Raw genomic sequence first — 24,139 nt, 5'->3', positions numbered from 1 at the left:
CGCCCTCCACCGTCGTCAGCCACAGCTTCACATAGCGTTCCACGTCCACGTCCAACGCCACGTCCACCCGGGCCTGTTCGCGGGCGCCCTCGTGGATCTCGGACTCGCCGGGGCGCGGGCGGCGGTCGACGACCGTCTGGCCGCGGGCCGGACCGGGCGCGAGAGCCACCTCGACCGGGAGCAGCTCGGTGGTCAGGCCCGCCGGGTCGGCCACCGCGCAGACCGCGCCCGCGTCGCCGAGCCCGCCGGTGGGCGTGGGGTCGCCCGAGGTCGCCGGGTCGCGGTGGGCGAGCAGTTCGCCGGCCAGCCGCAGTCGGGGCTCCGGGCTCGCCCGCAGCCGGCCCACGTCCGTCGCCGGGACCAGGACCCGCTTGAAGACGTCCAGCCCGTACATCGTGATCGGCACGCCCGCGGTGAGCAGGACCGCCGCCGCCTCCGGGTCGTGCCACACGTTGAACTCCGCGACCGGCGTGGCGTTCCCGGTCGTCACCGCGCCCCCCATGAACACGATCCGCTCGATGTTGCCGGTCACCTCCGGATGCGTGCGCAGCAGCAGGGCGATGTTCGTCAGCGGGGCGGTGGGAATCAGCGTGACCGGGCGCGGAGAGGCCAGGATCTCGCGGCGCAGCAGGGTCACCGCGTCCACGTCGACCGGACGGCGGGTCGGGGCCGGCAGGCCCAGGTCGCCCATGCCGTCGGCGCCGTGCACGTGCCGCGCCACCCGGAGCGGCTCGATCATCGGGCGTTCGGCGCCGCGCGCGACCGGGACGTCACCGGCGCCCGCCTGCTCCAGGACGGTCAGTGTGTTGCGCACCACCCCGTCCACGTCCGTGTTGCCCGCCACGCAGGTCACCGCCCGCACGTCCAGTCCGGGATGGCGCACGGCGAACAGCAGGGCCAGGGCGTCGTCGACGCCCGTGTCGCAGTCGATGATCACGGGAATGGGTTGCTCGCTCACCTGAGGACTCCTTCCGCACCACGGTCGTCCCCGACCCTATGCGGGACCCGTGCGAGGCGCGCTCACTCCCACAGCCCGGCGCCGCGCGCCGCCGCCCGTTCCGCGATCCGGCGGACCAGCTCTTCGGCGGGCAGCGCCCCGGGGCGGCGGCCGTCGCGCAGCCGGACGGACGCCGCGCCCTCCGCCGCCTCGCGCTCCCCGATCACCGCCTGGTACGGCGCGAGCCGCGCGGCCCGCACCCGGGCCCCGAGACTGCCCTGCTCCGGGCCCGCCGACTCCGCCCGCAGCCCCGCCGCCACCGCCCGCCGCACCAGCTCCGCCGCCGGCCCCTCCTGCGCGCCCGACACCGGCAGCACGACCAGCTGGACGGGGGCCAGCCAGACGGGGAACGCCCCGCCGTGCTCCTCGACCAGATGCGCCACCACCCGCTCTATGCTGCCGATGACGCTGCGGTGCACCATCACCGGCCGGTGTCTCGCGCCGTCGGGGCCGACGTAGTGCAGGTTGAAGCGTTCGGGCTGGTGGAAGTCGATCTGCACGGTGGACAGGGTCGCCTCGCGGCCGGCGCGGTCGGTGATCTGCACGTCGATCTTCGGACCGTAGAACGCGGCCTCGCCCTCCGCCTCCTCGTACGCGATCCCCGAGCCGTCCAGGACCTCCCTGAGCAGAGCGGTCGCCCGCCGCCACAGCCGCGGGTCGGCCACGTGCCTGCCGCCCTCGCCGGGCAGCGACAGACGATGGCGGGAGGCACGGATGCCCAGGTCCGCGTAGGCGCGGCCGATCAGGGCGAGGGCGGCGCGGGCCTCGTCCACGGTCTGCTCCAGGGTGCAGAAGACGTGTGCGTCGTTGAGCTGGATGGCCCGGACCCGGGTCAGGCCGCCGAGCACCCCGGACGGCTCCGACCGGTACATGCCGCCCAGCTCGGCGATCCGCAGCGGCAGCTCGCGGTAGCTGTGCGAGCGGGAGCGGTAGATCAGGGCGTGGTGGGGGCAGAGGCTGGGCCGCAGCACGACCTCTTCGGCGCCCAGCTCCATGGGCGGGAACATGTCCTCGCGGTAGTGGTCCCAGTGGCCCGAGATCTCGTACAGCTCGCGTTTGCCGAGGACCGGCGAGTACACGTGCCGGTAGCCGGCGGCGCGCTCGGCCTGCCGCACGTACTCCTCCAGGGTGTGGCGCACGACCGCGCCGTCGGGCAGCCAGTACGGCAGGCCGGCGCCCATCAGCGGGTCGGTGTCGAACAGGCCGAGCGCGCGGCCGAGGCGGCGGTGATCATGGTCGTTCACGGGGGGCTCCTCGCTCGGAGGGGGCGAGGGACCGGGGAACGGCGAAGCCCCGGGGCGCTCGCCCCGGGGCTTCGGTCATCCAGTCGTGGATCAGCGCGCCGGGACGGTGTCCGGCGTCGTCGTGAGGGACGGCTGGGCGCGCTGCATGCCGACGACGGTAACGACGGCGGCGGCCGTCGCGCCACCCGATTTCCGCGCGCCGCCCACCCGCCCGCACCAACGCCGGTAACCCGTACGGACCGTCGCGCTGGTCGGCGGGCGGCACCGGTGGTGCCGTGGGAGGACGCAGCCCGCGCGCACCCCTGGAGGCACCCCCCGATGACCCGTCGCACCCTCCTGGCCTCCACCCTCGCCGTCGTCGCCCTCACCGCCGTCGCCGGCTGCGCCACCCTCGGCCTGGAGCACCCGCCGACCGCCGCGCCGGCCACGCCGACCGTCGAGCGGACCTCGGCCCGGCCCACCGCGCCGGCCGGCTCCTCCACCCTCACCGACGCGCAGGCGCAGGCCGCCCTCATCACCGAGACCGACCTGGGCGCGCCTTGGACCCGGACCCGCGGCGCGGCCACCTGGCGGGACGGCATGCTCAAGGCGACCACGTCCACCGCCGAGTGCCAGCGGCTCCTCGACGACCTCTACGCCGACGAGCCGCTCGGCGGCCCCGCCCGCGCGGTCACCGCCCTGGACGACCCCGACACCGGCGCCCAGCTGCGCTACCAGCTCACCGGCCATCGCCCGGCGGACGTCGACCGCAGGCTGGCCTGGCTGAAGACGGTGCCCGGGAAGTGCGCGCGCTTCACGGCGAAGGCGACCGGCGACGCGGTGCTCGACGTGCGGGTCTCCGAACTGCCCCTGCCGGAGGTGGGGGACGCCCGCCAGGGGCTGCGCGTGACGGCCACCGTCTCGGCGAAGAACGGCGGCGACCCGACCGTCCTCACCCTGGACGTCGCCGCCGTGCGGACCGGCGAGGACGCCTTCGCGCTCGTCGACGGCGGACTGAACGACGCCCCGAACGCGGCGACCCAGGCGGCCGTGCAGCTCGGCGTCCGCCGGCTGGCCGACGTCAGGAAACAGCCCCGGGCCCAGGTCTGACCCCGCCCCGCGAGCGGCGGGGCGGCGAGCGGCGGGTCAGGCGGGCGGGGGGCCGTCGAGGCGGACCTGCAGGGCGATCACCTCGTGGGCCAGTTCGAGCACCGGGCAGCCCTGGGCGAAGGCGTGGCCGCGCAGCAGCGCGAGCGCCTCGTCCGCCGGGACGCCGAGCTGCACCATGACCATGCCGACCGCCTGGTACACCTCGCCGTGGTCGACGGCCAGCGGGCTGAGCCAGCCGCCCGCGTCGTCCGGCTCGGCCATCGACAGCGAGACCAGCGCCGCCGTCACGACCTCGGCGACCGCCCGCGCGGTGCGCAGCTCGTCGGGCGGCTCGCCGGGGACGTCCCGGCAGAGTTCGAGCGTGCCCACGCACACCGCGCGGGCGCCCAGCGGCAGCGCGTACACCGACCGCACCCCGGCCGCCGCCGCCTGCTGCGCGAAGACCGGCCAGCGGCAGGCGTCCCGGCAGGAGGCCAGATCGCGGGCGAAGACCGGCGAACCGGTCGCCGCGGCCTCCAGACCGGGCCCGTCTCCCAGGTCGACCTCGATTTCCATGACGTCGGCGGCCCGCCGCCCGCTCGCCCCGAGCGGCACGGGCATCCCCTCACCGCGCAGCGCCACACCCGCGTCGTCCACCGGCAACAGCCTCACGGCGGCGTCGCACAGCCGCTGCGGCACCTCCCACGGGCCCGCGCCGCGCATCTCCCGGGCGACGGCCCCGGCGACCCGGATCCGCTCCTGGTCGCCCATCGCCCTCACCTCCGTGACGGGACGCGACCACTTCCGACGGTCGACCGGGTACCCCGCCCCCGACCCGAGAACCGGAGGGGCCTACAGCGGGGGTTGCGCGGGGGCCGGGCCCAGGGTCGTCGAGCCCGGCGCCGTGCGGTGCCCCAGCCCCGTGCGGTACGCGTCCAGCGCCGCCTCGACCCGGCCGGTGCGCCGCAACAGGTCGCCCAGCATCCGGCACAGGTCGGCGAGGTCGCCCGCCGCGCCGGCCCGCTCCAGCAGACTCAGCGCCCGCACATAGTGCTCCTCGGCCGCCTCCGTGTCCCGGGCGTCCTCGGCGATGATGCCGAGCAGCCGGTGGGCGCCCGCGGAGTGCACGGCCCCCCGCTCGGAGGACAGGTCCCCGAGGACCCCGTGCAGCAGGGCGGCGGCCTCCTGCGACTTGCCCCTGCGGTGCAGCACGTCGGCCAGCTCGACGGCGACCTGACTGCTGTAGAGCGCGGCGCGCTGGGCGGAGAGCATGGTCTGCGCCTGCTTCAACTCGTCCTCGGCACGCTCCAGTTCGCCGTTCTGGGCGTAGACGTAGCCGCGCATCCAGTGGCAGTTGGCGAGCTCGGTGCGCAGCTGGAGCTGCCGGTAGAGCTCGGCGGCCTTGGCCAGCGAGGCGTCGGCCTCCGCGAGGCGGCCCTCGGCGAGAAGGGTCCGGGCCACGGACCGGTGCATCCGCGCGACGAGGGCCGGATCGCCGACCCGGGGCGCGAGGGCGAGGGCGAACTCGGCCGCCTGCGCGGCGCGGGCCGCCGCCCCCATGTCCATGTACGGCCCGATGACGGAGGCGTAGAGGAGCAGCAGCGCGTCCGGATCGTACAGCCCGCCCCGGTTGAGCTCGTCGAGCGTGGACTCCAGCAGGTAGACGGCGTACCGGAGTTCGCCGGCGAGGTAGTGGGCGACGGCCCGGCCGCGCAGGGCGGGCACCCGGGCCGGCAGCGGCGCGTCGGCGAGCCGGCGCTCCGCCCGCTCGAAGCAGCTCCGGGCCGCGTCCAGGTCGCCGGTGTCGATGCCGCACTCGCCGAGCCCGAGCAGCGCGGTGGCCTCCTCCCCGGCCAGCCCGTGCTCCTCGGCCTCCGCCAGGAGCGCGGTGTACTGCCGGGCCGCCTCCTCGGCCGCCCCGGTGGCCAGCGCCCGCTGCGCCTCGGTGAGGCGCAGCCGCAGGTCGGTGACGAGCCGGGCGGGACGGCCGGTGGCCAGTTCCTCGAAGTCGACGCCGAGCCGCTCGGCGAGGTGCCTGAGCGCCTCGTCGGAGGGCCGCACCCGGCCGGCCTCCAGGGTGGAGACGTAGGCGGGCGTGTAGGTCGGCTCGGCCAGCTGCCGCTGGGTGAGACCCCGTTCGACGCGCAGCCGCTGTACCCGGCGTCCGACGACCTCCGGTTCGTCCCGCTCTGTCACGCCGGTCCCCCAACTCCCCCTGGCACTCTTGCCGTTGGGCTGTCCCAGCCCCTAGGTTAAACAGCGAGTCAAGCACGTTTAACAGCTGGCTGACGTGAGTATCGCAGTCGCCGACGTTGCGAGGTAACCGTGTCCGGACGCATCTCCGCACGCCGTTGCGCGCCCTGTGTCAGGGCCGTCGCCGCAGCCCTGCTGACCGTGACGGCGCTGATCACCGCGGCCAACGCGGGCCCGGCCGCGTCCACCGGCGTCGTGCCGCCCGCCCCCGTCACCCGGCACGCGACGGCGGAACACCGCTGACGCCTGCGCCGCCGCACCGCCCGATCCGGGCCCTGCCGCCGCGTCACCCCTGGGTCTGCAACTGCCGCAACTGTTCCTGGACGTGGTCCAGCGCGCCCTGACGCCGGCCGGGCACCCGGGCGCGCAACCGGGCGAGAGCGGGCCCCAGCTCACGGGCGCGGGCCGCGCTGCCGATCCGGCCCCACTGGTGGTGCGCCCGGTCCACCGCCGCCTCCACCGCGGGCGCGTCCGCCGGCTGACCGGCGTCCAGCCGCGCGACGGCGACCGCCATCCAGGTGCGGCAGCTGCGCTCGGCGTCCCCCGCGAACATCGCCAGGTCCGCCCGCACCTCGGCCCAGTGCAACGCCTGCTCGGAGCCGGCCCCGTGCGCGGCGGCGGCGGCCTGCTCCCACCGCGCGGCGAGCGCGTCGGCGTCCGCGTGCCGGCCCGACCGGACGGCGGCGGAGATGTCGGCGTGCGGATCGCCGTCCGGCGCCTCGCCCGGCGCCCGGGAACGGACGCTCCCGGCGACGGAGAGCGGCGGCGGCACCGGAAGGAACGCGGTCGCCCCCGACGGGACGGCCACGAGCGGCGCGGAGAGCGCCGGCGCCGCCCCGGCCGGGGCGGGCACGGACGGATGGGGGAACGCCGCCCCGGACAGGACGGGCTCCGGCCACGCAGGGAGAGGCGGGACGGAAAGAGGTGGGCCGGGAAGGGGCGGGACGGAAAGAGGTGGGCCGGGAAGGGGCGGGACGGAAAGTGGAGGGCCGGGGCGGGGCGGGACGGAAAGAGGTGGGCCGGGGCGGGAAGACGCCGGCGGGGAGGCAGTCACGGGGGCGAAGAGGACCAGGTCCCCCGCCTCCCCGTCGCCGGCGATCCGAGCCGTCGCCATTTGATGCAACCGCTCCGGCCCCGGCCGCCCGCCGCTGCGCAGTATCGTCGCTACCGCCTTCATGTACGAGGGCGCGGCGACCGCCCGCCGCCCCCGTCCGGCCGGCGGCGCGACCCTCCCGTAGACGGCCACCGCGGGCCCGCAGTCCAGGGCGTTCCCCCGAAGCCACTCCCAGGTCTCCGCGTCCGCGTGCAGGTCCAGCAGCACCGTCGTCACCCCGGCCGGCCGCAGCCGCAGCTCCTCCCGGAACCAGTGCCAGGGGAACGCCGTGTACCGCACGGTGGAGGGCGTCGTGCGCGCCAGCGCGAGATGCGGCAGCCGCTGGCGGCGGTCGAGCTGCAGCTGGCCCGCCACGTACACGGTCAGCGGCCCGGGCGCGGCCGCGGCGGCCCGCAGCCGGGTCAGCACGGCCTGCGGTTCCAGCGGATCGGCCAGCTCGACGACGTTCGCGGTGTCGGCGCCGGCCAGCACGGCGGGCGGCACGGCCGCCAGCACGGGGAGCACGGAGGCCGCGTCGACCAGACACCCCTTGCCCATGGGCGAGGCCGCCAGCAGCAGCACCGTCCCCTGCATGGTCCCCTCCCGCATGGGTCCTCCCCCGGTCGATCACGTACCTCAGCACCGTAACCGCTGCTGCTGCGAAGGGGGGCCTCAGGACTGCAAACGTCCCTCTACGGAGCCTTCGTCGTCGTCCGCGATCCGGCGCACGGCGAACACGGTCGTGTCGTCGGCGAGCCGGCCCCCGCAGTGCCGCAGCGTGGCGTCCCGCACGAAGGCCACCAGGCGGCCGGGCTCGGCCGTGCGCGGATCACGGGCGACGGCCGCCGCGACCTCCTCGGCGAGCGGATAGAACTCGCCGGCGCCGTCCCGCGCCTCGGTCACCCCGTCGGTGACCAGCAGCAACGTCTCGTCGGCGGCGACCGGCGCCCGCAGCACCGGCGGCGGCCCGTCCTGCCCGGCCAGCTCGCCGAGCCCCAGCGGGAGCCCGCCGCCGTTCGGCAGCGTCCGCACGCCCCGCTCGCCGCCGACCGCGAGCGGCGGCTCGTGCCCGAACCCGACCAGCTCGACCGTCCCCGCCGCGCCGCCACCGTCCGCGTCCGCCGCCACGTTGGGCGGGAAGCCGATCAGCACGGCCGTCGCGAACCGGTCGCCGTCCGCCCGGCCGAGGGCCACGGTGTGCAGACGATGCCGTCGCATCCGCGTCTCCAGACAGGCGGCCACGGTCGCCAGGTCCGCCTCGTGATAAGCGGCCTCCCGGAAGGTGCCCAGCAGCGCCGCCGCCGCCTCCACCGCGCCCAGCCCCTTGCCCTGCACGTCGCCGAGGAGGACGCGGGTGCCGTGCGGGCCGGGCTGGATGTCGTAGAAGTCGCCGCCCATCCGGGCGTCGGCGTCGGCGGCGAGGTAGACGGCCGCGTGGCCGAGGCCGCCCCAGGGCTGCGGCAGCGGGCGCAGGACCGTACGGCGGGTGGTCTCGGCGATGCGCATGATGTGCAGCATCCGCCGCTCGCCGCGCACCCGGACCGACGCGGCCAGCACGGACAGCACGCCGCCGACCAGGACGAGGACGAAGTCCGCCGGGCCCTCCCGGTACTCCGAGGGCCACGCGGCGTCGCTGAGGACGTAGGTGACCAGGGCGAGCACCGCGAACAGCGCCGTCGTCCACACCCCGCACAGCGCCGCGGCGATCGCGGAGACGAACACGCACCAGGAGACGATCCGGAACTCGCCGGTGGTGTTGAAGTCGGCGTAGGTGATGGCCGCGAGCACCCCGAGCGGCACCAGCCAGGTGACGCTGCGACCCCGGATCCGCAGGAGTTGGTGGCGCTGCAGCACGTCCCGGGGGTCCCGGCGCTCCACCCGCGGACGGCGGTCGAGCAGGCCGTGACCGCGGAACTCCATGAGGTCAGCGAAACACGGGCGGCCGGCGTCCGCATCCGGTGATCCGCTTGCGGGGTTCCGCGTCCGTTGTTCCGCGTCCGTTGTTCCGCGTCGGACCGGGAAATCTCGTCATCCGACTTGCCAGCGCCGCGGCCCAGGTGTGACCTGGAAGGCGGGGGCGGGAGAGAGAGGAGCGCTCTCATGGCTCATGCGGCACCGGCGCCGGGACTGCGGACCCCCTCCGCACGATCCCGGACGCCCGACCTCTTCAGCGAACGGACCCACCGCGTCGCAGGCTGGGCGACGGCCTCGGTCCTGGGGCTCGTCTACGGCTACTGGGTCGCGGCCAACAACCGGGACGGCGGCCCCATCACCGGCTGGAACATCCTGCTCGGCTTCGTGAGCGCGATCGCGTTCGCGGCGCTGTGGACGGGCGTCCACGCGCTCGCCCCGCGCATGCGGCGCGAACTGCACGCCCTGCTGTGGGCGGGGTTCGCCGGCTGCGCCATGGGCTTCCTCTACAACCAGGCCGACGAAAGCGTCCTGCGCTCCACGGGCATGGGGCTGGCCGTCGCGGCGGCCACCTTCGTCGCCCTCTTCTTCCGCTACTACACGCACGAGGACGCGGCGGGCCACCGCATCCGCTGACTCCGGCGAAGCCGCCCCTCCGCCGCCTCCACTGCCCGCGGCGGCTGGGCGGCTGGGCGGCTGGGTGGTTGGGCGGCTGGGCGGTTGGACAACTGGGCGGCTGCGGCCCGACCGTGCGCGCCCGCCCTGCCGCACCCTCGACGCGTGCGCCACATGCGCCCCGGCCGCGTGCGCCACATGGGCCCCGGCGGTTCGCGCCGGGGCCCATGTGTTTCCCTCATCCCTCCACTCACCGACCGGCCGGGACCCACTCCCGGCCGCCCGACGAGGCGCCCGGCCGCCCGACGAGGCCCTTGACGTCACCCCGTGCACGGGAACGGCCGCCTGCGTCTCCCCAGAACCAGGAAACACCCGTTCGGGTGAGCCCTCCACCGGAGCGGGACGAGCCCGCCGGGGCGCGACGCCACCCGTACGGCCGCCAGGGCTCGCGCTCCGCGCCCGGGGACCGTTGCCTGGAGAGGTGTCCCCCAGCCTGCGGAGCGTCCTCTCGGCCGTCCTCGTCGCCCTGTCCTGCCTGCTCGTGCCGGCCGGCGTGCTCGCGGCCTGGGCGGCGTACGGCCTGACCGACACCCGCGGCTACGTCACGGCCATGGCACCGCTCGCCTCGGACCCCGCCGTGCGGGACGTCGTCGCCGACACGGTGGGCGACGGGGTCGCGCGCGCGGCCGGGATGAACCCCCTGTTCCTGCGGGACGCGGTCCGCTCGTTCACCGCGACCCGCGCCTACCGCACCGCCTGGGACGCCGGCAACACGGCCGCGCACACGGCGGTGATGAAGGCGCTCCAGGACGACCGCGCCGACCGCGCCGACGGTCCGGTCACCGTGGACCTGGCGACCGTCACCGGCCCCCTCAAGCGTCAACTGACGGTCGATCACGTGCCGTTCGCCGAGCGCATCCCGATCGAGCACACCCGGGTGGCGCTGCTCCCGCCCGACCACCTCGCCGCACTCCGGAAGGGCTATCGCGTGCTCGACGTCGCCGGTTTCTGGCTTCCCCTGGCCGCCGTCGTGTTCGGGGTCGCCGGCATCGCCGTCGCCGCCTGCCGCCGACGGGCGATCACCGCGACCGCCCTCGGCACCGCCCTGGGCGGCGCGTTCCTGGGCCTCGCCGTCGCCGTCGGCCGCAGTCTCACCCTCGCCGACCTGCCCGACGAGACCCGCCGCCCGGCCGCGGGCGCGGTCTACGACGCGCTCACCGCCACCCTGCGCACGGCGTCCTGGCTGCTGCTCGCGGTCGGTCTGACGGTGGCGGCGGCGACCTGGCTCACCCGCCCCCGCTCCCCGCTCGTCCGCCGCCTGCGCGGCCGGCGAGCGCCCGCGGCCCCCGCGCCCGCCCCACCGCCGGAGTCGACGCGCATCCGAGCCTGACCCCCGGCACACCCCCACCACCAGACCCTCGGGACACCCCCGCCACCAGACCCTCAGCACACCCCCACCACCAGACCGCCGGCACACCCCCACCACCAGACTGCCGGGGCACCCCCACCACCAGACCCTCAGCACACCCCCGCCACCAGACCGCCGGCACACCCCCACCACCAGACTGCCGGGGCACCCCACCACCAGGGCCGGCAGTCGGGCGGCGCCCATAATGGGCGCATGTCCCGCGCCTTCCCCATCGGCCTCACCCCTCCGGACTGGCTGGTGCGGAACCTCCGGCCGGTCCGATCCCCCGTCAACCGGCCCGCCGCCGCCCGCGCCGCGCTCGCGATGACGTTGCCGCTGGTGATCGGCCTCGCGTCCGGACACCCCGCCTACGGCGCGATCGCCTCCATGGGCGCGCTGTCCGGCGTCATCGGCGACACCGCCGACGCCTACCGCATGCGGATCCTCAACATCGCGATCCCCCAGCTGTTCGGAGCGGTGGGCGTCACCCTCGGATCCGCCGTGTACGGGTACGGCTGGCTCGCCGTCACCGCCGTCACGGGCGTCGCGCTGCTCTCCGGGATGATCTCGACGATCGGGGCCGTGGCGTCCGTGTCGGGACTGCTGCTCCTGCTCAACTCCGTGGTGGGCGCCGGCCTCGCCATGCCCGGCCCCTGGTGGCTCGCCCCCCTCCTCATGACCGGCGGCGGACTGCTCGTGCTGCTGCTCGCCCTGCTGGCCTGGCCGTTGCGGTCCGGGGTGCCGGAACGCACGGCGGTCGCCGCCACCTATCGCACGGTCGCCGACCTCCTCGCCGCCTGCGGCAGCCGGATACCGGGCGAGTACGAGGACGCCCGGCACACGGTCACCCAGTCCCTCAACCAGTCGTACGACCTCGTCCTCGCCCGCCGCACCGGTCATCACGGCCGCAGTCCCGAACTCACCCGGCTGATGGCCGTGTTGAACGCGATCACCCCGGTGGTGGAGGCGGCCCCCGCGGCCCATCTGAACGGCCGGCCGCTCTCGGCCGAGGTCCCCGAGGCTGTCCTCCACCTCGCACGGGCGGTCGAGACCGGCTTCACCGGACCGATAGGGCTCCGGCTGCCCGACCCCGGCTCCGAGACGGCGCGCGCCATCGACCACGCCCTGCGGCACGCCGCCGAGGTGGTCGCCGCCCCCGACCTCGACCCGTGGGGCGCCGACGACCGGCTCGGCCGTCCGGCCGGCCTGCGGGTCCGCGCCGCCCGGGCCGCCCGCGACGTCGCCCTCTCCGCCGCGTCGTGGCGCTACGGCCTGCGGCTGGCCCTGTGCGTCGGTCTCGCCCAGGTGCTGGTCTCGATCGTCCCGGTGCCGCGCTCCTACTGGGTGGCGCTGACCATCACCTTCGTCATGAAGCCCGACTTCGGCTCGGTGTTCTCCCGGGCGCTGCTGCGGGCGCTGGGCACGGTGGCCGGACTGGTGGTCGCGGCGGCGGTGCTGTCCCAGGTGCCGCGGGGCTGGTGGGACGTGCCGGCGATGCTGCTGCTCGCCCCGCTGATCCCCGCCCTGACCCCGCGCGGGTACGGCTACCAGACGGCGGCGATCACCCCGGTGATCCTGCTGCTGTCGGACATCCTGAACCACCAGGGCACGGCGCTCCTGCTGCCCCGCCTGATGGACTCGCTGATCGGCTGCGGCATCGCGCTCGTCGCCGGCTACCTGCTGTGGCCGGAGAGCTGGCACACCCGGGTCGGCGACCGGCTGGCGGACGCCGTCGCGGACACCGCCCGCTACGTCGACTCCGCCTTCGGCCCCGACGTCGACCCCGCCGAGCGTGCCCGGATGCGCCGCCGTCTGTACCGCGACCTGTCCGTCATCCGCACGGAGTTCCAGCGCGCCCTGACCGAGCCCCCGCCCACCGGACGCCGGGCCGCCGCCTGGTGGCCGCTGGTCGTCGCGGTGGAACGCGTGGTCGACGCGACGACGGCGGCCCGGGTCCGGGTCGGACACGGAGCGGAACCGCCGTCGCGGCCGGAACTCGCCCAGGTCACCCTGCAACTGCGGGAACTGGCCGACGGCCTGCGCGACACGGACGTGCTCCACCCGGTCCGCACCGACCTGACCGGCCCGCCCGACAGCGTCCTGGAGCCGCTGCGCCAGGAGGTCGCGGCGGCCAGAGTGATCACCTCGCCGCCCACCGGCCAGGGCCGACCCGGCCGATCCTGACCGCGACCGGGCCGGCCGGCGCCGTCAGGAGTGAACCCCCGGCAGCCGCCAGGGCCTCAGGTAGGCGCAAAGCGGGCGTCGAGGCGGTATTGACACACCCCGGTTCCGCACACTCACCCCTGCCCAAGATCACCACACGGGGCCGCTAACCTTACGTGTCCGTCCTGGCCAGGGATTGACGGGCATCAACTCATGCGAAGGGTTGCGCAAATGGGCATTCTCACTCTCCTGCGGAATGCGTTCGGCAGGTCCCGCAAGGGGCGTACCGCCGAGGCAGAGGGTGCGGAACAGGTTCCTTCGCAGGAACGGACCGCCGCCGAGGGGCAGGAGCACGAGCCGATTCCGGCCACCCCCACGCCCCGCACCGAGCCGAAGCCGGACCCGACGGTCGCCAAGGTCCCGGAACCCCGCCCGGCAACCCAGGACGAACACGACCTCGTGGCAGCGGCCTTCGACAACGTGACGGTCCCGAACCCCACGAGGTCGACGGAATCCATCCCCGCGTCCGAGCCCGGCACGGCGACCGGGGCCGGGACACAGGCGGACGCCGAGGCAGCCGCCGACACCGGGACGAAGACCGACGGCGACGCCGACGCCAAGACCGCGGACGCGGCTGAGACGCACACCGAGACGGAGCCCGAGCCAAAGCCCGAGGCCCCCACCGAGGCGAAGTCCGAGGGCAGGCCCGACGCCGAGGCCCCCACCGAGACGGAGCCCGAGGGCAAGCCCGACGCCGAGGCCCCCACCGAGACGGAGCCCGACGCCGAGCGCGCCGCTGATGCCAAGGCCGAGGTTGAGGCCGAGGCCACCGCCGAGGCCACCGAGGCGGAGCCCGAGGGCAAGCCCGAGCCGGAGGCCACCGCCGAGACGGAGCCCGACCCCGAGCGCGCCGTTGATGCCAAGGCCGACGGCGAGGCGGAGTCTGACGCCGCAGCCGAGGCCGTCGAAGCGGCAGAAGCCGGAACGGCGGTCGAGGCCGAGACGACGGCTGCCGCGGAGGCGCCGGCCGTCGAGGTCGATGACGAGGTGCGTTCCTCCGGAGAGGAGCCGCAGTCCGAGTCCGTGACGGAGGACCCCGCATCGGACACTGCCGCCGCCCCCGAGCCGGCCGCGTCCTCGGGTGCGACGGAACCGCAGGTCGAAGCGGACGCCGACGGCGACGCCGAGGTGGCGGCCGAGAAGCCCGCCTCGGAGAGCGTTCAGGAGCCGATCGCCGAGGCGGAAGCACCGGTCTCCGAGCCGGAGGCCGAGGACAAGGCTGCCGAGCCCGAGGCCGAGGACAAGGCTGCCGAGCCCGAGGCAGAAGCCCCCGCCGACCTCCCGGCGGAAGCCGCACCCGCAACAGAGCCCACAGCCGCACCCGAAGCCGAAGCCAAGCCCGACGCCGCACCCGAAGCGGAAGCGGAAGCGGAAGCGGAAGCGGAAGCGGAAACGTCTGCCGACGACACGGCGGCGGAGCCCGCGGCCGCCGACGCAGTGGTCGCGCCCGCGGCCGCCGACGGCGGGGACGCCTCGCAGGGGCCCGCAGACAGGGACGGCTCCGCCGAGGGCGAAGCCGAGGCGCAGGGGCCCGCCAAGCTGCCGGCCCAGGCACTCGCCGGCCTCGGCACCGCCTACCAGGCAGCCGCCACCGCCCTCGAGAACAACCACCTCACCGGCGCCCGTGCCGACGTCTACCTCGTGCTCGACCGCTCCGCGAGCATGCGCCCGTACTACAAGGACGGATCCGCCCAGGCCCTCGCGGAGCAGACGCTCGCCCTCGCGGCCCACCTCGACCCCGAGGCCAAGGTGCACGTCGTCTTCTTCTCCACGGAGCTCGACGGCACCGGCGAGCTGACCCTCGCCGACCACGAGAACAAGATCGACGAGCTGCACGCCGGCCTCGGCCGCATGGGCCGTACCAGCTACCACGCCGCCGTCGAAGCCGTCGTCGCCCACCACGAGAAGGAAGCCGCCCCGGGCGCCCCCGCCCTGGTGGTCTTCCAGACGGACGGCGCACCGGACGCGAAGACCCCGGCCACCCAGGCCCTCACCGAAGCGGCGAAGAACCACCCCGCCGTCTTCTTCTCGTTCGTGGCCTTCGGCGAGCACGACAACAAGGCCTTCGACTACCTCCGCAAGCTCAAGACCCCGAACACGTCCTTCTTCCACGCGGGCCCGGCCCCGCGCGAGCTCACGGACGCCGAGCTCTACGAAGGCGTGCTGGCCGTCTGGCGGCCGTAACCCCCGCCGGCGCCGCGCGCCACCCCCGGGCCGCCCGCCTCCCACCCCGTAAAACGGGAGGCGGGCGGCCCACCCATGTCGGCTACGATTTCCCTTTCAAGGCTCGTAAAACGACCGCGCACGACCGACCTGGGAGCAGCCTCCGATGGCTCGACACCTCATCACCAGCGCCCTTCCGTACATCAACGGAATCAAGCACCTGGGCAACATGGTGGGGTCCATGCTCCCGGCGGACGTGTACTCCCGCTACCTGCGCCAGCGCGGCCACGAGGTCCTGTACGTCTGCGCGACGGACGAGCACGGCACCCCCGCCGAGCTGGCCGCGAAGGAGCGGGGCGTCCCGGTCGCCGAGTTCTGCGCGCAGGCGCACGACGCGCAGAAGGCCGTCTACGACGGTTTCGCGCTGGCCTTCGACTACTTCGGCCGGAGCTCCTCCCCGCAGAACGTCGAGATCACCCAGCACTTCGCCCGCCGTCTGAACGAGAACGGCTTCATCGAGGAGCGGGCGATCCGGCAGGTGTACAGCCCCGCCGACGGCCGCTTCCTGCCGGACCGCTACGTCGAGGGCACCTGCCCGCACTGCGGGTACGACAAGGCCCGCGGCGACCAGTGCGAGAACTGCACCCGCGTCCTGGACCCGACGGACCTGATCGACCCGCGTTCGGCGATCTCGGGCTCCACCGACCTGGAGGTCCGCGAGACCAAGCACCTGTTCCTCCTGCAGTCCAAGCTGCAGCACGAGGTCGAGGAGTGGGTCTCCCGCCACGAGGCGGACTGGCCCCAGCTGGCCTCCTCCATCGCACGCAAGTGGCTCACCGAGGGTCTGCACGACCGCGCCATCACCCGCGACCTGGACTGGGGCGTCCCGGTGCCGGCCGACACCTGGCCGGAGCTGGCCGCCGACGGCAAGGTCTTCTACGTCTGGTTCGACGCCCCGATCGAGTACATCGGCGCGACGAAGGAGTGGTCGGACCTCGACCCGGAGAACCGGGACTGGAAGTCGTGGTGGTACGAGGCCGACACGGGTGAGAACCCCGTCCGGTACACCGAGTTCATGGCCAAGGACAACGTCCCGTTCCACACGGTGATGTTCCCGGCCACCGAACTGGGCGTGCGCGAGCCGTGGAAGAAGGTCGACTACGTCAAGGCCTTCAACTGGCTGACGTACTACGGCGGCAAGTTCTCCACCTCGCAGAAGCGCGGCGTCTTCACCGACCAGGCGCTCGACGTCCTCCCGGCCGACTACTGGCGCTACTTCCTCATCGCCAACGCGCCCGAGTCGGACGACTCGTCCTTCACCTGGGAGCACTTCACGGCCACGGTGAACAAGGACCTCGCCGACACCCTGGGCAACTTCGTCAACCGCGTCCTGTCCTTCTCCAAGAAGCGCTTCGGCGAGGAGGTCCCGGCGGGCAGCGCGCCCGGCGAGGCGGAGGCGAAGCTCGGTGAGCAGATCGCCGGTCTGCTCGCCGAGTACGAGTCGCAGATGGAGGCCCTGCAGTTCCGCAAGGCGGCCGCCGCCCTGCGCGCCCTGTGGTCCGCGGGCAACTCCTACCTGGAGGAGAAGGCCCCCTGGCTGGAGATCAAGACCGACAAGGACGGCGCGGCCCTCACCCTGCGCACGGCGATGAACCTGATCCACCTGTACGCGGTGGTCTCCGAGCCCTTCATCCCGGCGACGGCGAAGGTCATGCGGGAGGCGTTCGCCCTCGCCGACGACACGGCGACCTGGGTGACGGCCGACGAGGCCCGCGGCCTCGCCTCCGTCCCGGCCGGCACCCCCTTCACCGTCCCGCCGGTCCTGTTCGCCAAGCTCACGGACGAGGACCTGGAGGCGTACAAGGAGCGCTTCGGCGGCACCGGGGAGTGACACACCCCGCGCGGTGAGAGGGAGGTGACGCGTCCGTCCCTCTCACCGCGTCCGTCCCTCTTCGCAAGAAGCCGGGGCGGAAGGAGAAGATGTAGAGGAAAAGACGGAGGGGTTCCCCCCGCTTCGGCATGTTCTCGCCAAGCCGTATGGTTTCCGCCATGGCAGTCCCCGAGGTCATTCCGATCGCCTATGAGCCGAGGCACCGCACCGAGTCCATCGGGCGGTACGCGGACGGGCAGTTCCTCGCGTCGGTCACCTACGCCTTCCCCCAGGACTTCCGTCTCGACGACGGCTGGGAAGAGCACAAACGCCTGTACACCGTGCTGCACACCTTCGACGCGGACGGCGTCCACCGCGCCTCGGACATCTGGTGCGCCGGCACCTGGGCCGAGCAGCAGCGCGCCCCGCACGGCGACGACTCGGTCCTCACCCGCGCCCGCGTCCGCCTCGCCACCCTGCTGCGCAGCCTGCCCCGCCGCTCCTACACGGACATCGCCGTCCGTCCGTTCCGCATCACCTACGACGATGTCCTGTTCGGCCTGGTGATCCGCGAGGACAAGGACGAGGACGGCGAACCCGACACCTGGGCGGAGCTCTACCCGGACCGCCTGGCCTTCGCCGAACCGTGGGACGGCTCGTACGACACCTGACGGCCAGGGGGTCGCGAGGGCCGGGGGCTCGTGGTCACCCGGCCCTCGCGAGTCGGGGGGTTACTTCAGGACGCCCGCGCCCGTCGTCGTCGCCAGGGCCGTCGGCAGGTTCTTCGCCGAGGTCTCCAGGCCCGCCGTCAGGGTGGGCGTCCAGTTGACGGTGGTCTTCAGCTTCTTCGACGACACCGCGTTGTAGGCGGCGACCACGTCGGTCACCGTGCCGTTGACGAGGTTGCCGGAGCCCTTGACCGAGCCGGTGCCGTCACCGCTCAGGAGCTTGGCGACCTTGCCGCCCGCCGGGACCTTCCAGTAGTTGCCCTCCGCCACGACCTGGGCCTTGGCGCGGGAGTTGATGCTGTACTGCGTCGCGTAGCCGTCGAGGGTCGTGACGTCGTAGTAGTTGTTGTAGATGTGCACCTGGCCGACCCGGGCCAGCGGGGCGCGCTGGACGATGCCCTTCCACACGTTGTGGTGGAGGGAGACGCGCAGCTTGCCGGCGGGCTCGCTGTCGCTGCTGCCGATCAGCATCGTCTTGTCGTGGTCGGTGAACTGGTTGCGCGAGACGGTCACCAGGTCCGAGCTCTTGGTGATGTCCAGGGCGCCGTCGTGGATCTGGTACTCGCGGCCGAAGTACTTGGGGTTGGCGCTGTCGAGGTGGGGCGCGTCGCTGAAGGTGTTGTGGTCGGCCCACACATGGGTCGCGCCGCGCAGGGTGACGGAGTCGTAGTTGGAGTTCCAGTTGCCGTCGTCGCCGTCGGTCGGGTCCCACTGCGGGAAGCAGTCCTCGGTGGCGGTGAAGTCGAGGTTGCGGACGATGACGTTGTCCACGCTCTGGATCTGCAGCATGCCGCCTGATATCCCGGCCGCCGTACCGGGGACGCCGACGATGCTGGTGTTGGCCGGCACCTTGAAGACGATGTTCTTCGCCTGCTTGGTCTGGGCGGCGGCGCGAGCCTTCTCCTGGGCGCCGGAGGGCAGCTTCGACCGGCCGTAGACGGCGGGGTCGTACGCCTTGAGGTACGAGGACAGCGAGTAGCCGGTGCCCGCCGCGTAGTCCGCGCAGGTCAGCTTCTTGCCCGCGTCGTTCGTGTTGGCGTCGATCGTGCCCTTGACCTTGATGATCCGAGGCGTGGTGTCGCCGGCCGAGCCGAGGGCCTTCACGAGTTCGGCGCGCGTGGAGACGGTGAACGTGTGCGCGGCGTCGGCCTGGGCGCCACCGGTGGTGCCCGTGCCGGAGGAGGCCCAGCCGTCCTTCGCGGCGAGCGTCTGGTGGTACAGGTCGACGGTCCCGGCGCTGGCGTTCATCACGACGACGCCGGCGCCGACACCGGCGGCCACGGCGGCGGCGGTGACCACGAGGACGCGGCGCGAGCGGAGGGACCGGCGGTGGGAGGGAGCTGCCACGGGGGATCCTTACGGGAGGAGCGGGCTTACGACCTGTCAGTGGTCGCCGCCCCGTGAAGAGTTGCCGCGCCGGCGGAATTTTCTTCCCGACTCTTCACCCGCCCCCAGAGGGGGACCCCCATCGCGGTTGAGACCGCCGGCGCCTTCGACCTGGACGCCGAGCTGAAGATCTGGGTCTCGGGCACGCCGACGCCGATCCAGAAGACGTTCACCCAGGGCGTCGACGTCCACGAGGTGCAGGCCATCCTCGCGCAGTTCGTCGCGAAGTAGGCCTGGGGCCGGAGCCGGGCGGGCCGACGGAACTGGGGGTGCGCGCGGGCCCGGAATGCCGACGGGACCAGGGGTGCGCGCGGGCCCGGAATGCCGACGGGACCAGGGCGCACGAGGCGCGAGGGCCTCGCCTCGGCCGTTCGCGACCCGCCCCCGCCTCGCCGGCCCTCACCTCGCCCGCGACCTCCCGACCCGTCCCCACCTCGCCGGACCTCGCCCCGTTCGCGACCTCACGACCCGCCCCCGCCTCGCCGGCCCTCACCTCGCCCGCGACCTCGCGACCCACCCCCGCCTCGGCCACAACCTATCGGCCCACCGCCGCCTCGCCCGGACCTCGCGCCCCGCCCCCGCCTCGCCCCCGACCTCGCGACCCGTCCCCGCGTCGGCCGGGCCGCGTGTGCCGGGCCCCACGCACCGGGTGGACCTGCTACGACTACTCGGTGGACCTTCTTCGACCCCACCTGCGCCTCCTCGCCGAAATCTTCGGCATGACCGCTCCCACGGCCTCCTGGGTGCTGGCCGGCGGCTACGCGCTGCAGGCGCACGGGCTGCTGCGACGCCCCCACGACAACGTGGACCTGGCGACGGAGAGCGCGGAGCCGATGCCCCTGCTGGCCGAGGCGCTGGCCTCCGCGCTGACGTCCCTGGGCCGCCACGAGGCGGCGCTGGGGGACCTGGACCCGCTGTCCGCGCACCTGTCCGTGCGGGACCGCGCCACCGGGACGGCTCTGCGACTGGCCCTGCACAAGGAGACCTTCTGGAGCCCGCCCGTGCCGACGCCCTGCGGCCCGGCCCTCGCCCCGCAGGACGCGGTGGGCACGAAGATCCGGGCGCTGTACGACCGAGGACTGGCCGTCGACCTGATCGACGCGCGGGCGGCGAACGCCCTCTTCACCCATCCCGACCTGGAGGAGGCGGCCCGTCGGCACGCCCGCGACGACTTCGACCTGCCCACCCTGCAGGCGCGGCTGGAAGGCACGGACCACTACCCGGACTCGGCTTTCACCCAGTACGGGCTGGCCGAACCCGACATCGCCGTCCTGCGGTCCTGGGCCCAGTCCTGGTCGACGGACATCGCGGAGCGCCTGCTGGAGGAGGGCGCGTCACCGGACGGATGAGCCACCGAGCGGCGAGCCCCCGCCTGCGCCACTGCCTCGCTCACCGTCTCGTCCGTGCCGGGGCGCACGCGCCCCGGCCGGCTCGTCGACACCGTCGTGCGCGTCTCGCGACTCCGCGCCGCGCCGCCGTCCCGCCGGGAGGGGCCGGCCGTCGTCCGCCTCAGAGTGCGCCCACGGTTCTCGCCGCCTCGGACGCCGGGAGCGGCGCCGGCGGCGGGTCCTGGCCCAGTGTCGTGTGCGCTGCCCGCAGATGTTCCAGCCCCTCCTTGGCCAGCCGGGTCGCCTCCGCGTACTCCGCCGCCGTACGGGCCGCGGCCAGCCGGGCCCGCGCCTCGCGGTGGCACTCGGCCGCGTGCGTCAGGGAGCGGCCCGCCGCCTCGTCCGCCGTCGCCCACGCCCGCACGCCCGGCGGGACCAGTCCGCCGGTCAGCCGTACCAGCCAGTGGTTGGCCTCGGCCTCCGCGTCCAGGCCGGAGGGCGGCCGCTCGCGCCGGGGCCGGCGCCGCGCCGCCACCGCTGCCGCCGCCGCGCCGGCGATCAGCAGCGCTGAAAGCGTGATCACGAATCCCGTCGACCCCATCGCCGGCTTCCTCCCTGGCCCCGCCGACCTCGTCGGCCCTTCGTCCGCCCCGTTCCTCCATGAGACGGCAGGCCGCTGTGGGCGCGCCCCGGGATTTCCTGTGGGCCCCCGGTGAGGTCGCCCAGGGCGAGCCGGCCACCGCCGCCCGAGGTGGACGACGGTGGCCGGACCCGGACCCGGACCCGGACCCGGACGCGGAGCCGGACCCGAACCCGGAGCCGGACCCGGACCCGGACGCGGACCCGGAGCCGGACGCGGAGCCGGACCCGAACCCGGACCCGGACCCGGACCCGGACCCGGACGCGGACCCGGGCCCGGACGCGGACTCGGACCCGGCTCCGGACGCGGACCCGGTCGCTCAGCTAACCGAAGCCGAAGCCGACGGTGACGGTGACGGTGACGGTGAGACCGACGCCGACGCCGACGTGCCGGCCTGCGGCGGCCGGCCCTGGCCGTCCTGCGTCGCCTCCGGGTCGACCCCGACCGTGATCGCCGCCTGGACGCCCTTCGCGATACGGCGCCGGTCGTAGCGCAACCGCAGCAGGCCGCCCTGGACGCCGCTCTGGTCGTAGATCGTGTCCTCGGCGAGGGTCGTGCGCTCGGCGGTGTTGCTCGCGTACGGCTCCACCGCCGCCGAGGCCAGGACGGACTCCTCGTCGAAGAAGAACTGCCCGGTGTGACAGGTGTGGCCGCCCTCGTATCCGGCGTCGGTCCACTCGCCGTCCACATGCACCTTGACGTGGACGTGGACGCACCGCCCGCGGTACCAGCCCGGGAACACCGTACGGAAGGCGACCTGGCCGTGCCGGTCCGTCCGCCAGGTGCCGCGCAGGTAGCGGGCGTCGTCGGTGGGCTCCTGGTGGCCGCCCCCCGAAGGCGCGCCGGTGGGTGCGCCGGTCGGGGGCTCGTCCGTCGGGGGCCGGCCGGTGGGCGCGGGGCCGCCGCCCCCGCCGCCGTTGCCCTGGTTCTCATAGCCGGAGTAGACGCCGGCCGCGTCGCAGTGCCAGATGTCGACGGCCGCGTTCCGGATCGGTCGGCACGTGTCGGAGTCGATCACCTTGAGGGAGAGGAGGAGCGGGATGCCCTCCCGGTCCTCGGTGATGTCCCGGCGGAGCTTGTCGGCGTCGATGTAGTAGGGGCCCTCGACCGTCTCCGAGGTGAGGCGGTAGCAGGCCTCCGCGTCGGCGCCGGCCCCGGTCGGCCCGCCCTGCCCGGCCGCGACGCTCGTCGCGAAGGCGGTGCCGCCCAGTCCCGCCGCCGCGATGCCGCCCGCGGCGACGGCCACGACCTTGCGTCGCGTCACTGCCCGTTCACTGTGGGGTTTCTGGGTTTCCGTCATGAGGCCGGGACGCTAGGGAGGCAACCTGTCAGGAGCATGGGCGCGAGCTGTCAGTTCCCGGGGGAAACGAAAGCGGCCCGGAATCGACGTCGATTCCGGGCCACTCGGCGTTCGCACGCCCCTGATCGCCGCGCAGCGGCTTCGCCGCTACTTGGGCTGCGGCTTGCGCACCGACAGGTGCAATTCCCTGAGCCGGGCCTCCTCCAGCTCCGTCGGCGCGCCCATCATCAGGTCCTGGGCGTTGCCGTTGAGCGGGAAGGAGATGGTCTCGCGGATGTTCGGCTCGTCGGCCAGCAGCATGACGATGCGGTCGACGCCGGGCGCGATGCCGCCGTGCGGCGGGGCGCCGAAGCGGAACGCGCGCAGCATGCCGGCGAACTTCTCCTCGACCGTCTCGCGGTCGTAGCCGGCGATCTCGAACGCCTTGAGCATGATCTCGGGCTCGTGGTTCCGGATCGCGCCGGAGGACAGCTCGACGCCGTTGCAGACGATGTCGTACTGCCAGCCCAGGATGTCCAGCGGGTCCTGGGTCTCCAGGGCCTCCAGGCCGCCCTGCGGCATCGAGAACGGGTTGTGCGAGAAGTCGATCTTGCCGGTCTCCTCGTCCTTCTCGTACATCGGGAAGTCGACGATCCAGCAGAACCGGAAGACGCCCTCCTCGAAGTGCCCGGCGCGCTTGGCGGCCTCGACCCGCACCGCGCCCATGATCTTCGAGACCTCGTCGAACTCGCCCGCGCCGAAGAACACCGCGTGTCCGGCGGCCAGGGACAGGCGCTTGGTCAGTTCGGCGACGTTCGCCTCGGTCAGGAACTTGGCGATCGGGCCGGTCAGGGAGCCGTCCTCGGCGACACGGACCCAGGCCAGACCCTTCGCGCCCTGCGAGACCGCGAAGTCACCCATCTGGTCGAAGAACTTCCGGGGCTGGGCGGAGACGTCCGGCACCGGCAGCGCGCGCACGTGCTTGCCCGCGAACGCCTTGAACTCCGACCCCTCGAAGACGTCGGTGACGTCGGTGAGCTCCAGCTGGGCCCGCAGGTCCGGCTTGTCGGAGCCGTACTTCAGCATCGACTCGCGGAACGGGATCCTGGGGAACGGCGAGGTGACGTGCCTGCCGCCGCCGAACTCCTCGAACAGCTCGGTCATGAGCTTCTCGATCGGCTGGAAGACGTCCTCCTGCTCGACGAAGCTCATCTCGACGTCGAGCTGGTAGAACTCGCCCGGCGAGCGGTCCGCGCGGGCGTCCTCGTCACGGAAGCAGGGGGCGATCTGGAAGTAGCGGTCGAAGCCCGAGATCATCAGCAGCTGCTTGAACTGCTGCGGGGCCTGCGGCAGGGCGTAGAACCTGCCGGCGTGCAGCCGGGACGGGACGACGAAGTCGCGGGCGCCCTCGGGGGAGGTCGCGGACAGGATCGGCGTCGCCATCTCGTTGAAGCCCAGCGCGGTCATCTTGTGCCGGATGGCCGAGATGACCGCCGTGCGCAGCATGATGTTGCGGTGCATGCGCTCCCGGCGCAGGTCCAGGAAGCGGTACTCCAGGCGCCGCTCCTCGTTGACCCCGTCCTCGGCGTTGATCGTGAAGGGCAGCGGAGCGGCCGCACCCAGCAGCTCGACCTCGCCGACCTCGACCTCGACCTCACCGGTCGACAGGTCCGCGTTGACGTTGTCGGCGCCCCGCGAGACGACCTTGCCGTCGATGCGGACCGTCGACTCCTTGGTCAGCTTGTCGAGGGCCTCGTACGCGGGCGTGCCAGGACGGGCGACGAGCTGAGTGATGCCGTAGTGGTCGCGCAGATCGATGAAGAGGATGCCGCCCAGGTCGCGCCGATTGTGCAGCCAGCCGCTCAGCCGGACGTCGCTGCCGACGTCAGAGGCGCGGAGCTCGCCGCAGGTGTGGGACCTGTACCGATGCATC

19 protein-coding genes and 1 pseudogene are annotated in these 24,139 nt (G+C 74.0%); 10 read left to right on the top strand and 10 right to left on the bottom strand.

Annotated features, from left to right (window positions below; translation table 11 throughout):
* Both ACFVYK_RS05205 and thrS read right to left on the bottom strand, forming a co-directional pair.
* Nucleotides 1-958 (bottom strand): nucleoside hydrolase (locus tag ACFVYK_RS05205; RefSeq protein ID WP_389768670.1); only part of this gene is annotated, 958 nt, incomplete at its 3' end.
* A gap of 62 nt (nucleotides 959-1,020) precedes the next feature.
* Entirely contained in the window at nucleotides 1,021-2,241 is a 1,221-nt protein-coding gene (thrS, locus tag ACFVYK_RS05200; protein WP_389768668.1) for a threonine--tRNA ligase, read from the bottom strand.
* 318 nt (nucleotides 2,242-2,559) lie between these two features.
* Between thrS and ACFVYK_RS05195 the strand changes: the two genes are divergently transcribed.
* Entirely contained in the window at nucleotides 2,560-3,330 is a 771-nt protein-coding gene (locus ACFVYK_RS05195; protein WP_389768666.1) for a hypothetical protein, read from the top strand.
* Nucleotides 3,331-3,366: 36 nt separating this feature from the next.
* On the opposite strand, the gene ACFVYK_RS05190 is transcribed toward ACFVYK_RS05195, so the two are convergent.
* Both ACFVYK_RS05190 and ACFVYK_RS05185 read right to left on the bottom strand, forming a co-directional pair.
* Nucleotides 3,367-4,080 (bottom strand): GAF and ANTAR domain-containing protein, encoded by a 714-nt coding sequence (locus ACFVYK_RS05190; protein WP_389768664.1) that lies wholly within the window; start codon nucleotides 4,078-4,080, stop codon nucleotides 3,367-3,369.
* Between the two features lie 81 nt (nucleotides 4,081-4,161).
* Nucleotides 4,162-5,505 (bottom strand): helix-turn-helix domain-containing protein, encoded by a 1,344-nt coding sequence (locus ACFVYK_RS05185; RefSeq protein ID WP_389768662.1) that lies wholly within the window; start codon nucleotides 5,503-5,505, stop codon nucleotides 4,162-4,164.
* Between the two features lie 129 nt (nucleotides 5,506-5,634).
* Here ACFVYK_RS05185 and ACFVYK_RS05180 point away from each other — a divergent pair, with 129 nt between their 5' ends.
* On the top strand, nucleotides 5,635-5,805 hold the full coding sequence (locus ACFVYK_RS05180) for a hypothetical protein (RefSeq protein ID WP_389768660.1): 171 nt from the start codon (nucleotides 5,635-5,637) through the stop codon (nucleotides 5,803-5,805).
* A gap of 43 nt (nucleotides 5,806-5,848) precedes the next feature.
* Here the strand turns inward: ACFVYK_RS05180 and ACFVYK_RS05175 are convergent, their stop codons facing one another.
* On the bottom strand, nucleotides 5,849-7,249 hold the full coding sequence (locus ACFVYK_RS05175) for a hypothetical protein (RefSeq protein ID WP_389768682.1): 1,401 nt from the start codon (nucleotides 7,247-7,249) through the stop codon (nucleotides 5,849-5,851).
* Between the two features lie 78 nt (nucleotides 7,250-7,327).
* Nucleotides 7,328-8,575 (bottom strand): PP2C family protein-serine/threonine phosphatase, encoded by a 1,248-nt coding sequence (locus tag ACFVYK_RS05170; protein WP_389768657.1) that lies wholly within the window; start codon nucleotides 8,573-8,575, stop codon nucleotides 7,328-7,330.
* Between the two features lie 180 nt (nucleotides 8,576-8,755).
* On the opposite strand from ACFVYK_RS05170, the gene ACFVYK_RS05165 reads away from it, so the two are divergent.
* The 6 genes from ACFVYK_RS05165 (at nucleotide 8,756) to ACFVYK_RS05140 (ending at nucleotide 17,516) form a co-directional block, all read left to right on the top strand.
* Nucleotides 8,756-9,202 carry a hypothetical protein gene (locus ACFVYK_RS05165; RefSeq protein ID WP_389768654.1) on the top strand — a complete coding sequence of 149 codons (447 nt, stop codon included), beginning with the start codon at nucleotides 8,756-8,758 and terminating at the stop codon, nucleotides 9,200-9,202.
* Nucleotides 9,203-9,662: 460 nt separating this feature from the next.
* Nucleotides 9,663-10,571: a hypothetical protein gene (locus ACFVYK_RS05160; RefSeq protein WP_389768651.1), complete on the top strand. Its 909-nt coding sequence runs from the start codon at nucleotides 9,663-9,665 to the stop codon at nucleotides 10,569-10,571.
* Between the two features lie 231 nt (nucleotides 10,572-10,802).
* A complete protein-coding gene (locus ACFVYK_RS05155; RefSeq protein ID WP_389768648.1) occupies nucleotides 10,803-12,773 on the top strand; it encodes an FUSC family protein in 1,971 nt (656 codons plus the stop codon).
* Between the two features lie 210 nt (nucleotides 12,774-12,983).
* On the top strand, nucleotides 12,984-14,996 hold the full coding sequence (locus ACFVYK_RS05150) for a VWA domain-containing protein (RefSeq protein WP_389768645.1): 2,013 nt from the start codon (nucleotides 12,984-12,986) through the stop codon (nucleotides 14,994-14,996).
* A gap of 145 nt (nucleotides 14,997-15,141) precedes the next feature.
* Nucleotides 15,142-16,866 carry a methionine--tRNA ligase gene (metG, locus tag ACFVYK_RS05145; RefSeq protein WP_389768642.1) on the top strand — a complete coding sequence of 575 codons (1,725 nt, stop codon included), beginning with the start codon at nucleotides 15,142-15,144 and terminating at the stop codon, nucleotides 16,864-16,866.
* Between the two features lie 158 nt (nucleotides 16,867-17,024).
* Complete coding sequence (locus tag ACFVYK_RS05140; RefSeq protein WP_389768639.1) at nucleotides 17,025-17,516, top strand: hypothetical protein; 492 nt, start codon at nucleotides 17,025-17,027, stop codon at nucleotides 17,514-17,516.
* A gap of 60 nt (nucleotides 17,517-17,576) precedes the next feature.
* Here ACFVYK_RS05140 and ACFVYK_RS05135 read toward each other — a convergent pair whose 3' ends face one another.
* A complete protein-coding gene (locus ACFVYK_RS05135; protein ID WP_389768637.1) occupies nucleotides 17,577-18,920 on the bottom strand; it encodes a polysaccharide lyase family 1 protein in 1,344 nt (447 codons plus the stop codon).
* Between the two features lie 114 nt (nucleotides 18,921-19,034).
* On the opposite strand from ACFVYK_RS05135, the pseudogene ACFVYK_RS05130 reads away from it, so the two are divergent.
* Nucleotides 19,035-19,190: pseudogene (locus tag ACFVYK_RS05130) on the top strand (PH domain-containing protein); the annotation flags it as partial.
* 440 nt (nucleotides 19,191-19,630) lie between these two features.
* Entirely contained in the window at nucleotides 19,631-20,308 is a 678-nt protein-coding gene (locus ACFVYK_RS05125) for a hypothetical protein (protein WP_389768634.1), read from the top strand.
* A gap of 160 nt (nucleotides 20,309-20,468) precedes the next feature.
* Here the strand turns inward: ACFVYK_RS05125 and ACFVYK_RS05120 are convergent, their stop codons facing one another.
* The 3 genes from ACFVYK_RS05120 to aspS all read right to left on the bottom strand — a co-directional run bounded on the left by ACFVYK_RS05120 (nucleotide 20,469) and on the right by aspS (nucleotide 24,138).
* On the bottom strand, nucleotides 20,469-20,888 hold the full coding sequence (locus tag ACFVYK_RS05120; protein WP_389768631.1) for a hypothetical protein: 420 nt from the start codon (nucleotides 20,886-20,888) through the stop codon (nucleotides 20,469-20,471).
* 358 nt (nucleotides 20,889-21,246) lie between these two features.
* Nucleotides 21,247-22,227 carry an intradiol ring-cleavage dioxygenase gene (locus ACFVYK_RS05115; protein ID WP_389768628.1) on the bottom strand — a complete coding sequence of 327 codons (981 nt, stop codon included), beginning with the start codon at nucleotides 22,225-22,227 and terminating at the stop codon, nucleotides 21,247-21,249.
* Nucleotides 22,228-22,374: 147 nt separating this feature from the next.
* Nucleotides 22,375-24,138 carry an aspartate--tRNA ligase gene (gene aspS, locus ACFVYK_RS05110; protein WP_389768625.1) on the bottom strand — a complete coding sequence of 588 codons (1,764 nt, stop codon included), beginning with the start codon at nucleotides 24,136-24,138 and terminating at the stop codon, nucleotides 22,375-22,377.
* Nucleotide 24,139: the final 1 nt, after the last annotated feature.

This window comes from Streptomyces sp. NPDC058291, assembly GCF_042880855.1.
Taxonomy (GTDB): Bacteria; Actinomycetota; Actinomycetes; order Streptomycetales; family Streptomycetaceae; genus Streptomyces.
This window is presented reverse-complemented; position numbering and strand designations above follow the sequence as displayed.